13 protein-coding genes are annotated in these 12254 nt (G+C 38.2%); 7 read left to right on the top strand and 6 right to left on the bottom strand.

Going from position 1 to position 12254, the window contains the following annotated elements:
- Positions 1-74: 74 nt before the first annotated feature.
- Together ORNRH_RS08710 and ORNRH_RS08705 are read left to right on the top strand one after the other, a co-directional pair.
- Positions 75-1052, top strand: a complete 978-nt coding sequence (locus ORNRH_RS08710) for an aminodeoxychorismate synthase component I (protein ID WP_014791484.1) — start codon at positions 75-77, stop codon at positions 1050-1052.
- 13 nt (positions 1053-1065) lie between these two features.
- Positions 1066-1656 (top strand): aminotransferase class IV, encoded by a 591-nt coding sequence (locus ORNRH_RS08705; RefSeq protein WP_014791483.1) that lies wholly within the window; start codon positions 1066-1068, stop codon positions 1654-1656.
- Here the strand turns inward: ORNRH_RS08705 and ORNRH_RS08700 are convergent.
- Positions 1653-2120 (bottom strand): regulatory protein RecX, encoded by a 468-nt coding sequence (locus ORNRH_RS08700; RefSeq protein ID WP_014791482.1) that lies wholly within the window; start codon positions 2118-2120, stop codon positions 1653-1655. The two genes, ORNRH_RS08705 and ORNRH_RS08700, sit on opposite strands and share 4 nt — an antisense overlap.
- A gap of 61 nt (positions 2121-2181) precedes the next feature.
- Between ORNRH_RS08700 and nadD the strand changes: the two genes are divergently transcribed.
- Entirely contained in the window at positions 2182-2763 is a 582-nt protein-coding gene (gene nadD, locus ORNRH_RS08695) for a nicotinate (nicotinamide) nucleotide adenylyltransferase (protein ID WP_014791481.1), read from the top strand.
- A 4-nt stretch (positions 2764-2767) separates the two neighbouring features.
- A complete protein-coding gene (locus tag ORNRH_RS08690) occupies positions 2768-3613 on the top strand; it encodes a metallophosphoesterase (protein ID WP_014791480.1) in 846 nt (281 codons plus the stop codon).
- A gap of 4 nt (positions 3614-3617) precedes the next feature.
- On the opposite strand, the gene ORNRH_RS08685 is transcribed toward ORNRH_RS08690, so the two are convergent.
- Genes ORNRH_RS08685 through ORNRH_RS08670 form a run of 4 tightly spaced genes read right to left on the bottom strand, consistent with a single transcriptional unit; the run spans position 3618 to position 7707 of the window.
- Complete coding sequence (locus tag ORNRH_RS08685; protein ID WP_014791479.1) at positions 3618-4214, bottom strand: ribonuclease HII; 597 nt, start codon at positions 4212-4214, stop codon at positions 3618-3620.
- Positions 4215-4218: 4 nt separating this feature from the next.
- Complete coding sequence (locus ORNRH_RS08680) at positions 4219-4644, bottom strand: hypothetical protein (RefSeq protein WP_014791478.1); 426 nt, start codon at positions 4642-4644, stop codon at positions 4219-4221.
- 17 nt (positions 4645-4661) lie between these two features.
- Positions 4662-5036 (bottom strand): RidA family protein, encoded by a 375-nt coding sequence (locus tag ORNRH_RS08675; RefSeq protein ID WP_014791477.1) that lies wholly within the window; start codon positions 5034-5036, stop codon positions 4662-4664.
- A 43-nt stretch (positions 5037-5079) separates the two neighbouring features.
- Positions 5080-7707, bottom strand: a complete 2628-nt coding sequence (locus tag ORNRH_RS08670) for a putative LPS assembly protein LptD (RefSeq protein ID WP_014791476.1) — start codon at positions 7705-7707, stop codon at positions 5080-5082.
- Between the two features lie 59 nt (positions 7708-7766).
- Here ORNRH_RS08670 and ORNRH_RS08665 point away from each other — a divergent pair, with 59 nt between their 5' ends.
- The 3 genes from ORNRH_RS08665 (at position 7767) to ORNRH_RS08655 (ending at position 11211) form a co-directional block, all read left to right on the top strand.
- A complete protein-coding gene (locus ORNRH_RS08665) occupies positions 7767-8861 on the top strand; it encodes an N-acetylmuramoyl-L-alanine amidase family protein (RefSeq protein ID WP_014791475.1) in 1095 nt (364 codons plus the stop codon).
- Positions 8862-8924: 63 nt separating this feature from the next.
- Positions 8925-9908, top strand: a complete 984-nt coding sequence (locus ORNRH_RS08660) for an MlaD family protein (RefSeq protein ID WP_014791474.1) — start codon at positions 8925-8927, stop codon at positions 9906-9908.
- Between the two features lie 4 nt (positions 9909-9912).
- Positions 9913-11211, top strand: a complete 1299-nt coding sequence (locus tag ORNRH_RS08655) for a (Fe-S)-binding protein (protein ID WP_014791473.1) — start codon at positions 9913-9915, stop codon at positions 11209-11211.
- A 69-nt stretch (positions 11212-11280) separates the two neighbouring features.
- Here ORNRH_RS08655 and ORNRH_RS08650 read toward each other — a convergent pair whose 3' ends face one another.
- Positions 11281-12249: an SPFH domain-containing protein gene (locus ORNRH_RS08650; RefSeq protein ID WP_014791472.1), complete on the bottom strand. Its 969-nt coding sequence runs from the start codon at positions 12247-12249 to the stop codon at positions 11281-11283.
- Positions 12250-12254: the final 5 nt, after the last annotated feature.

The raw sequence follows: 12254 nt of genomic DNA, 5'->3' as shown, positions 1-12254 counted from the left end.
CGTCATTGAAGATTAGCGTTTTTTTTATGGCTAAATAAATTTTCAATCAAGAAAAAATCCTTACTTTTGGGTAAATGAAACTAGAGAGCAAAGCCGATTGGATTCAGCGATTGAACGAAGTGGGAACGCAACGCACGCCCGCTTTTTTTATCATAGATTACAAAACTCAAAACGCCGAAATCATTACAAATGATAAATGGCATGAAAACGAAATTTATTTTGAGTTTCGAACCCAAAAACACGCTCCAAAAATTGCCCAAAATCCGATTTTGGAAGAATTGGATTTCATACCACTGAGCGAACAATCTTTTAAAAATCAATTTGATATTGTAGCCAATCATTTGCAAAACGGCGATTCTTATTTAGTGAATTTAACCTTTAGCACTGCATTGAAAAATAAATTAGATTTAGCCCAAATTTTTCTGCAAGCCAAGGCTAAATACAAAGTGCTGTACCAAGATGAGTGGGTATGTTTTTCGCCTGAAACTTTTATCGAAATCCAAGAAAATACGCTCTACACCTACCCGATGAAAGGTACCATAAACGCTGAAATCCCGAATGCCAAAAATGTTCTACTGAACGACCCCAAAGAGACTGCCGAGCATTTTACCATCGTGGATTTATTGCGCAACGACATCAGCCAAATCGCTAAAAATGTAGAAGTTACCAAATTTCGATTTATTGATGAAATTCAAACGCAAAAAGGCAAAATCTTGCAAGCCAGCTCAGAAATAAAAGGAGACTTACCCCAAAATTGGCAAAATCAATTAGGCAATATTTTGGGTCAATTACTGCCTGCGGGCTCCATTTGTGGCGCACCAAAGAAGAAAACTTTGGACATCATTGCCGAAGCTGAAAACTACGAGCGTGGCTACTACACGGGAATTTGCGGGTATTTCTCCGGCGATGCGCTCGACACGGGCGTCATGATTCGATTTATAGAAAAAACAGGAAATTCGTATTTTTACAAAAGCGGTGGCGGCGTTACCGCACAAAGCGATTGGCGCGAAGAATATCAAGAGATTTACGAGAAAATTTATTTACCCATTTAAAAAACCTTCAAATATGGATTTTTTAGAAAGCATTAAAATCGAAAATCACAAAATCTACCATCTCGCAGAACACCAAAAGCGTGTGAATCAAACTTTTGAAAAGTTTTCCCCAAAGGCAGAAGTTTTAGATTTGGAGCAAATTTTCAGGCAGCAAATCATTCCAAAGGAAGGTTTATTTAAAGCACGAATGGTGTACTCAGACCAAGGCTATTCGCTTGAAATTTCGCCTTACACGCCCAAAAAAATCACATCGCTCAAAGTGGTGACAAAAAATGATATTTCGTATGATTTTAAATTTCTTGATCGCAAGGCACTCAACGGATTGAATGATGATAAACCAGAACAAGAAATCATCATCGTGAAAAACGACCAAATTACGGATTCTTCTTACGCCAATTTGGTGTTTTATGATGGCAAAAAATGGGTGACGCCCAAGACTTATTTACTCAACGGCACATGCCGCCAGCGATTGCTAAAAGAAGGCAAAATCACCGAAGAAAAAATCGAAAAAAAAGACATTCAAAAATATCAAAAAATCGGTTTTATCAATGCCATGCTTGATTTGGGCGAAATGACTTGGGACATTGATATTGTAGAGCTTTAAATATCGTTTAAACATTCTTTAATCAACTCATATTCATAGCCTTTCTGCATAAGGTAGCGGGTGAGTTTGATACACTTGTCGTATTCATTTTTGTAGGTAATGCGGTTGGCTTTTTTTTCCATTAAATCAGTTAAAGCATTTAAATAATCTTGATTATCAATCTGTTTTAAAGCTTCATCGATTAATCGCGTGCCGATGTTTCGTTTTTTTAATTCTTGCGTGATTTTAAGCCTGCCCCATTGTTTTTGATTAAATTTTCCACGCACAAAACTATGCGCAAATCTTTCTTCATTTAAAAAATTATGCTGCATCAGCATCAAAATCACCTCATCTTTGGCTTCGGGAATGAGAAAAAACTCTTTCAACTTTTGCTCCACTTCCCAATGGCAACGGTCTTGATAGGCACAATAATGCGCCATTTTTTCTTTAATTTCGGCTATGGTATAGGATTTTCCGTCTTTCACAGGGTAAAATTAATTTTTTTTGAATTATTTTAGCCTTTGATTTTAATTAAATTTTGTTGAGATGAAGATAGGATTGTTTTTCGGCACCTTTAACCCCATTCACATGGGGCATTTAATTTTGGCTAATCATATACAGCAATACAGCGGGCTAGACCAAGTGTGGTTTGTGGTAACGCCACGCAGTCCGTTTAAGAAAAATGACACGCTAGCCGATGACAACAACCGCTACTACATGGTGGAACGCGCCATTGAAAACTACCCCAATCTGCAAGCCAGCAAAATTGAATTTGAAATGCCTCAGCCAAATTACACCACGCATACGCTGGCGGTGTTGAGGGAAAAATACCCTAAAAATGAATTTTGCTTAATCATGGGCGAGGATAATTTGACCAATCTCCACAAATGGAAAAATGCAGATTTTTTGGTTAAAAATTACGATATTTTCGTGTATCCACGCATTCATCAAGATGTAGCGACTCCGCAAGTTCCCATGGATCGCATTTACCGAGTAGAAGACGCGCCCGTGGTAGAAATCTCGGCTACGGCGATAAGAAAAGGCATCAAAGAGGGCAAAAATGTACGATGTTTGCTTCCGCCAGAAGTATTTGAATACATAGATGGCAGTTCGCTCTATAAATCGTAAAAATATGAATCGTAGAAAATTTCTCACTACCACAGGGTTAGGATTGGCAGGTATCGGGCTTGGCACGGGGCTTTACACATGGCAATGGGCACCGTATCAACTGGAATTTACGCACACCCCCATGCCGATTAAAAATTTACCTTCCGAATTAGAAGGCAAGACTTTGATGCAAATTAGCGACATCCACATTGGGAAAAGATTTAACCCAAAATACATTGTGGAAAGTTTTAAAAAAGCTAAAAAATATAATCCTGATTTTGTGGTATATACGGGCGATTATGTAACGACGCACCACGATAAGATTTTGTACCCGCTCTTGCTCGATACGATGAAACATTGCGTGTATGGAAAGTTAGGGACTATTGCGATTTTGGGCAATCACGATTATGGTAAAAATTTTCAAGAAGCAGAAGAAGGCGACAAAGTTGCAAAAACTTTAGAATCCTTAAACATCAAGGTTTTAAGAAATGAGAGCACCGCAATCGAAAATCTGAATTTTTATGGTTTTGATGATTTATGGGGCACTAACTTTAAACCTAAAAAAACACTTGAAAATCTAAATTTGGACCAAGCCAATCTCGTGCTTTGTCACAACCCTGATGTGTGCGATTTACCAATCTGGAAAGGCTACGACGGCTGGATTCTTTCGGGGCATACCCATGGCGGACAATGCAAAGCACCGTTTTTGCCACCACCGATTTTGCCCGTAAAAAACAAAAGATATTCGGCAGGAAAAATTGATTTGGAAGACGGTAGAACGCTCTACATCAACCGTGCATTAGGGTGCTCCTACCCGATTCGTTTCAATGTTCCGCCAGAAATCAGTCTTTTTACTTTGCAACGCGCTTAGGCTTTTATAAATCTAATTTAAGCTGTTGCGGTAGAAGTTTAAAGCTTAATCTATGGTGCAAAGTGGCTCCAAATTCTTCGATGGCCGCTCGGTATGCCTTGGTGGGATAGCCCATATTTTTATCCCAATTAAATTCGGGAAAAAGTTGAGCCAGTTTCTCCATATATTCATCTCGGTGGGTTTTGGCTAAAATCGAAGCCGCCGCGATAGACATGTAATTGGCGTCGCCTTTAATGCAGCATTGGTGTGGGAGATTTTGGTAATTTTTAAATTTATCGCCATCTACTGCGATAAATTCAGGTTTTAGGCTTAATTTATCTATCGCACGATGCATGGCAAGAATGCTGGCGTTTAAAATATTGACTTCATCGATTTCTTGCGGACTTACGAAAGCTACTGCCCAATCCAAGGCTTCCCGCTCAATGATTTCACGCAATTGATTTCGTTTCTTTTTACTGAGTTGCTTAGAATCGTTTAAATCCAAATTTTTAAAATCTGGCGGCAGAATCACGGCACCCGCGACCACGGGCCCCGCTAAACAACCACGCCCCGCTTCATCACAACCTACTTCTAGTTTTTCGGTTTGGTAGAATCGTTGCATTTTTTTATTTCTTTTCGATTAAATCTACGATTTTTCCGCCAAGCCATGAGCATGGGAAAAATACAAAAAAGATTAAAACATTATACCAAGCGGGGTGACCATGCACAAATAAAATATCGATAATTGCCACCGCATACAAAATAAAACCTATGAGCATGGCATAGGCCTGCTTAGCCGTTTTCACGAGCAATGCCGTTACCACTCCTCCCACGGTGCTCGCTACGCCATACGAGATGAGCAAGGCGATGAAGAAATTATTGGGCGCGTGGTAAATCACGCTTTTCCAATAAAGTAGCACATTGCTTTTGTTTCCTAAGTCAATGAATGAAAGCTCGCTAAACCAAGCTTTGTTCATGGTTATTCCTACCAAAATCAATGCTAAAGAAACGAATAAACCTGCGAGAATGGCTAAGGTATTTCTTACAAACATTTTATAGCTAAATTTGACTAAACTGCTGCGATTACAGAGATTTCTACACTCACATCTTTAGGTAATTTGGCTACCTGAACACACTCGCGTGCTGGGTAATTACCCTCGGAAAAATATGAACCGTAAATTTCGTTTACTGTTGCAAAATCGTTTAAATCTTTTAAGAAAATAGTTGCCTTGATTACTTTAGAAAAATCTGTATTAGCTTCTGCTAAAATGGCTTGAAGGTTTTTCATCACTTGGTGTGTTTCTACCTCAATTCCTTGTAACAATTCGCCATTCTCTGGATTGATAGGGATTTGCCCTGAAACAAATAAAATTCCATTGTGTTCTACCGCTTGAGCATATGGCCCAATTGCCGCTGGGGCATTAGTTGTGTTTACCTTTTTCATTTTTCTTTTCTTTAATTAAAAAAATTAATTTTTATATCATTTTCTAAAACTCGGGTTGTCTACCAGAGTTAAAGTTTCGTTCTTCGTATTTCAATGCATCGCTTAGGAAATTAGCTTTGATTCCGATAAAGAAATTCCAAGTTTTGTACATTCCAAACGGCACCATACTGAAATTAATCCTAAAACTACGCAAATCTCTGGTAAGTGCCAAACGCGTATAGCTGATTTGCCCCGTTTGTAAATCAATATTGGTGCTTCCTGAAATGTCCCAATAAGGCGTTGGCGCAATCCTACCACTAATGTTGAGCGAGGTGGTTTTGTTCACATCTCCACGCAAGTTTTTGTTGGCACTATAATTTAGCCCAAAAGATAAATTCCAAGGGGTGAGAAATTGTGCATAGCCTTGGTCGTCAAAATAGTAGACATCATTTCGGATGGCTCCCCTACGAGGGTAATCTATTTTTCTATCGCCAAAGGTTTTATCGTTGAGCGAGTAGTTTAGCCCAATGTTGTAATTAGTTACATTTAATTTCCCGAATTTGTTGATGCGCACGCCATATGGATTTTGCTCGTTTACTAGTACTTGATAAGGATTTACCGTTGCACTGAAGTTGATACGCATTTGATTGTTTAAAACACTCGTTGCTCCGTTAATGCTAATCGGGCTTAGTTTTAAGCTATCGGCTGCAAAATTATAGCTGGTAGAAAGGTTTAAATAATCGAATATTTTAACTTTCTTAACGCCCGTAGAATCTTGTTTTGAACGGATTTTCATCTCTAAATTGTTTGAGATACTTAAATTCAAACTTTCGCTCAAGCCTCTTGAGGGACTTCCGTAGATTCCACCTTCAAATTTGGAGTACAAAACTTGCTCGCCACGCTCGTTGATATACGAATCGTAATAGCCCCATGATGGTGCACTAAAGTCTGGCGTATAGCTGAAGCCCACGCTTGGTGAGATGACATGGCGAATGGCTTTGATCATTTTATTATCATCTGCCGAGCCAAATACTTTAATTCCGTACAATGTTGTTTGGACACTGGTGTTTACTCCAAAAGTTCTAAAGGTAGAAAAACCGTTTACATCTTTGGTTTCTACTTTATGAGCCGCTTTATCATACCATTTTTTTATAGTCTTTAAATACCAAACATCTTGATAATTCCCTCCAAAACTTACTGGGAAATAATTGAAAATCGTAGTTCCTGTATTGAAGCTTAAACTATGCTTGATTCCGTTTTTGGCGTCATCAAACATTTTTTTGGTAAATACATTCTCCTCTGTGGTCTGAATTAAGTTTTGGAGATTAAAGTTATAAGTCATACCAATGTTTTCCAGCAATCCCTTTTTGGTGCCTACCTTGGGAGCAAAAGGGTAAATACGACTCATGTTTACCACCAATGCAGGGAGCGTGAAAGTTACAGGATTTTGCTCCCCATTGCCACTACCGCCAAACATTTGGCTATGCGAAAGGTTTAAACTTCCGCTAAAAGGCGTGTTGGGAAAAGTCTTGTTTATGGAAATAGACGATTGTGCCGTATTGCGCAAAACATTACCAGAGATTAAATTATAATTGCTCAATCCTTCGCGATAGAATGTGCTACTGGTATAGTTTACATTGGCAGAGAAAATCAAATTAGGATTGGCTTTAGGATCTTGCCTGTGCGACCAGTATAATCGGTATAGCTTTGTCTTGGAATAAGAGCTTAATCCCTTAAAACCTGAAACTCTGCGTTCCCAATCAAAACTAAAATCTCCACTGAATTTATATCGCTTTTTGTACTGGGAGCGTGTGTGCAAGCCATAACTTCCTTTGGTAAAAATATCTCCCGTAAAGGTAATGTCCATATAATCTCCCAGCGGAACATAAATTCCCGCTCCTTGGATATAGAACCCCACATCTTGCCTTTCTCCAAAAGATGGCAAAAGAAGCCCCGTGCTACGATCTGTCCCCATCGGGATAAAGGAAAACGGCAATGCCAAAGGGGTGGTAACATTATAGATTTTCATAAAAACGGGTCCCGTTACCACTTTTCGATCTTTTCCTTGAATGAATTTAGCCACTTCGGCTTCTAAATGATAATCTGCAACAGAATCTTTTTTATTGATGAAATACTCATCTGTCGTGAAAGCCACTTTTCTTAATCCCGAAACCGTATCGCTATATTGTTTCACCAATTTAGCCACCACTACGCCATTATCTCCACCCAAATTTTGTTGCGTGCGAATGTTGGAAGCAGTCCCTTTTTTGGTCTTAATATTATAAGTAAAATTATCGTATTCCATCGTATTTTCGCCTTGTTTAAAGATACTTGGCTTAATCAATCGCCCGATGGAATCCTTCTTACCTTCGGCAAAAAGCTCCCCCGTTTCCCAATTTATTTCTATAAACTCGGCAGAAATATCAATATCTGTGTAGTGCACCTTGGCATCGTATTCTAGATAAGATTTTTTATTCTTTAAATCATGAAATACATTATCAGAAGAGTAGTCTACAACCGATTGTAGTGCGTTCTTGTTACTACTCACCGAATCGATACGCACCGAGTCTTGTACATTTTTTTTATTTTCATTTTTATTTTTCGGGGTACTCGCCGCCTTTTGAGCGAAACTAATCCCACAAATAAATATTAAAATTATACGAATAACCCGATTAAATACTTTATATTCCAAGCGATATTATTATTTTTGTCTCAAATTGGGTTCAAAAATACACAAAAAAACAAGCTTATATGAATTTTATTCTAAAAAATATTTCTAAAACATTACTCATCATAGTTTTAACTTTTCTATTTTTCCCAAACGCTGAAGCCCAAAAGCGAAATGACAAGTTTGTTTTGGTACTAGACGCTGGACACGGCGGGCATGATACTGGAGCACGAGGTGTAGCAGCCAATGAGAAAGATGTAGCCCTTGATGTTACCCTGCGTGTGGGAAAATTGGTGAAAGATTATTTTAAAAACGATGTAAAAGTAATATATACTCGCTCAACAGATGTTTTTATCCCCCTAGCAGAACGCGCCGATATAGCCAATAGGAATCATGCAGATTTCTTTATTTCAATTCACTGCAATTCGGCTCGTCCTGGCGCCTTTGGCACAGAAACTTATGCTTTAGGCTCTGATCCCAAACGAGCCAATTCCAATTTCAGTATTGTAAAAAAAGAAAACAGTGTAATCTTGCTTGAAGATGATCACAAAGAGAAATATGAAAACTTCAATGGCTCGCCCGAGTCTCTCATTGGGCTTACATTAATGCAAAACACGCATCTAGACAATAGCTTAAAAATGGCTAAATACATTGAAGATAACTATATTAATAAAGATAAAAGATTTAGCCGAGGTGTAAAGCAAGCTGGTTTTATCGTATTGTGGAGAACTGCCATGCCTTCTATTCTTACAGAAATTGGCTTTATTACCAACCCTGAAGAAGGGAAGTATCTTGCCTCCGATGAGGGAAAAGAGAAAACCGCAGAATCTATCTTTAATGCCATAAAAGCGTATAAAAAAGCGTGGGATTTAAGACGAGGTGTAAACAATGTAAACGAGACAAAAAAAGCTGAAAAACCTAAAATAGAACCAGAAAAACCCGTAGCAGGAAAAGTTTTTAAAGTTCAATTTTTAACGAGCAAAAGAAGTTTCAGGCAGGGAGCTCCCCAATTGAAAGGGCTCACAAATGTTGAAGTTTTAAAAGATAATGGCATTTATAAATACTTTTACGGGAAAACATCTTTTAAATCTAAAAGCGATGCCAACCTACGCCATGTAAAAGCCAGAGGATTCCCAGACGCTTTTGTAGTTGAGTTTACTAATGACAGTATAAAATAATATCATCATTTTTCACGATTTATAACACGATAAATTATACTTTTGCAAATTAAATAGTAGCATATGAAAATAAGTAAGGAAATAAAAATCGGTTTAATCTCCGTTGTGAGTATCGTCCTATTTTATTGGCTTTTTAATTTCCTAAATGGTAAAAACTTCTTTACCTCTGGGCAGATTTACTATGCAGTATACGAAAATGTGGACGGGCTACTCCCTACCAAGCCTGTGAATGTGAACGGACTAAAGGTGGGAACTGTAGAAGATATTAAAATCGTAGAGGGGAAAGAAGATATTTATTTTGTAGTGAAAATGATACTTAATAAAAAATTACACTTTTCTAAAAATACAGTAGCAGAAATCTACGAACCTGGCTTAATGGCTGGAAAGCAAATAAAACTAAACATTGATTACAATGGTCCAGAAGCCCAAAGTGGCGACACGCTCGTTGCTGCAAATACGCAGTCTCTCATGACCATGTTATCAAACAAATTGCAACCCACTCAAAACAAGCTCGATAGCGTGCTCACTACTCTGAATGCTACTTTGGGCAGATTTGGAAACTTGGCAGACGAAGAAACCAATCAAAATTTAAAACATGTTTTAGCCAGTCTAGACCAAACCATTCAATCTCTTGGAGCCACTTCCAATAGTGCTCGCGCCCTTATTCAATCCACAACAAAAATTGCAGATAAAATTGACGGCGAGGTGAAACAACTTTCTCAAAACGCCAACAATGTGATGTCCACCGCAAACTCTACACTTAAAAAGTATGGTGATGTTGCCGACAAAATTGAAGCGGCTAATTTTGAAAAAACATTGGCAAATTTAGAATCTAGTTCTCAAGAACTGAAACAGTTTTTAACCAAACTAGACAACTCCAATGGAACGCTAAATAAGCTTATAAACGATCCTGCGTTTTACAACAACCTCAACGAAACTACCAAAAGTTTAAATACTCTTTTAACTGATTTAAAAGAACGCCCAGACAAATACATTCAGTTTTCAATTTTCGGAAAAAAAATTAGAGTAAAAGATACTATAAAATAAGAAAATGCTTGCCCAAATTCTATTTGCCATAGCCCTATTGTGCGGAATCGGATTTTTCGTTTTTAATGTAAAAAAAATCAAAAGAAACATTTGGCTCGGTAGAAAAATCAATCGTAGCGACCACAAAAGGAAAAGATGGCAAAAAACAATGCTTATAGCACTTGGGCAATCAAAAATGATGGCTCGCCCTGTCGCTGGGATATTACACATCACAGCGTACTTGGGCTTTTTTATTATCAATATAGAGCTGCTCGAAATCATAATCGATGGGCTTTTTGGCTCCCACCGAGCTTTTGGATTCATGGGTGGTTTTTACGATGTTTTGATTGGCGGATTTGAGATTTTAGCAGCATTGGTACTTATTGCCGTAACGCTTTTTTTTGTCCGAAGAAAATTATTACCTATCCAGCGATTTAAAATTTTAAAAGGTTTCCCTAAAACAGATGCCTATCTTATTTTAATCATCGAATTTTTTCTAATGCTTGCGTTTCTGTGTATGAACGCCGCCGATTTCTATCTGCACCAAATCCTAGGCATTGATTTAGCAGGAAGTTTCCCTATTTCAAAATATCTATTTTCTGGATTTAAAAACTTAAACGAAACCACACTTTTCATCATTGAACGCACTGCGTGGTGGTTTCATATTTTGGGAATTTTAGTATTTTTAAATTATTTATATTATTCAAAGCACTTGCATATTTTGCTTGCCTTCCCTAATGTTTGGTATAGCAAATTGCAACCAAAAGGCGAATTAGACAATCTTGAAAGCGTAAAAAAAGAAGTAGCTCTCATGATGGATCCCAATATTGATCCGTTTTCGGTTACGCCAGAGCCAAGTACTGAGACTTTTGGGGCTAATGATATTTTTGATTTAAACCGAGTACAACTGCTGAATGCCTATACCTGCACCGAATGTGGAAGATGCACCGCAGAATGCCCCGCACACCTCACAGGCAAAAAGCTTTCGCCTCGAAAAATCATGATGAAAACGCGCGACCGATTGGAAGAAGTGAGCAAAAATATCGATAAAAACAAGGAATTTGTGCCAGATAACAAAACGCTACTTGGCGACTATATCTCTGCCGAAGAAATCTGGGCTTGCACCTCATGCAATGGTTGTACGCAAGCTTGCCCTATTGAGATTGATCCGCTTTCAATCATCATCAATCTGAGACAATATTTGGTCATGGAAAAATCGGAAGCCCCTACGGAACTTAATCACATGATGCAAAATATAGAGAACAACGGAGCTCCTTGGCAGTTCAACAATGCAGACCGATTGAATTGGGTGAATGATAAATAACTTTAATATTAAACGAAAAAAGTCAGCTCGCACGAGCTGACTTTCTTTATAATACATCTTTTTTTAGCTTTATAAAATATCTGAATCTTGGATATTTTCGCGTGTTTTCTTTTTCATCTCCTCGCCTATCACATTAGCCGCAGAAAACGAAGCCACCATGTTATTCAACATATCTCCTGCTGCACTTGGCGAATTAGGCAACAAAATCAAATTTGATTTATTGCTTGAGCCCATTGCGGTGAGCGTGTCGTAGTGTTGCGTTACCACAATAAGTGCAGACGCTTCTTGAGAATTAATCCCCACTCTATTTAGCACATTTACAGATTCTTCTAAACCTTTAGCAATTTCTCTTCGCTGGTCTGCAATCCCTTGCCCTTGGAGGCGTTTACTCTCGGCTTCGGCTTTTGCTTTCTCCACGATTAAAATACGCTGAGCATCTCCTTCGTATTGTGCTGCTATTTTCTGGCGTTCAGAGGCATTGATGCGATTCATCGCGTGTTTTACTTGCTCATCTGGATCAATATCTGTCACCAAAGTTTTGATGATGTCATAGCCATAATCGTTCATAGCTTCTTGCAGTTCAGATTTCACCGCAATAGCAATATCGTCCTTTTTCTCAAAAACATCGTCCAATCGTAATTTTGGTACCTCGGCACGCACCACATCAAAGATGTAAGAGGTAATTTGTGATTGCGGATCGTCTAATTTATAAAAGGCGTCGTACACTTTGTCTTTTATTACTAAATATTGTGTAGATACTTTTAATTTCACAAATACATCATCTTTAGTCTTAGTTTCTACCACTACATCCAATTGCTGGATTTTCAACGAAACACGCCCAGCGATTTGATCCACAAAAGGGATTTTCAAGTTGAAACCTGAATTTCTTACGCTATGAAATTTCCCCAAACGCTCTACCACTACGGCGGTTTGTTGCTTTACGATGAACCAAAGTCCAAAAAAACTAAGGACAAAGATGATGAACAATATGGCTCCTAAGCCAAGTTCTAGTCCTAAAAATTCAAATTGTGTAATCATGTGTT

The organism is Ornithobacterium rhinotracheale DSM 15997 (assembly GCF_000265465.1).
Classification (GTDB): domain Bacteria; phylum Bacteroidota; class Bacteroidia; order Flavobacteriales; family Weeksellaceae; genus Ornithobacterium; species Ornithobacterium rhinotracheale.
The sequence above is the reverse complement of the archived record's forward strand: the minus strand, read 5'-3'. Positions and strand labels throughout refer to the sequence as shown.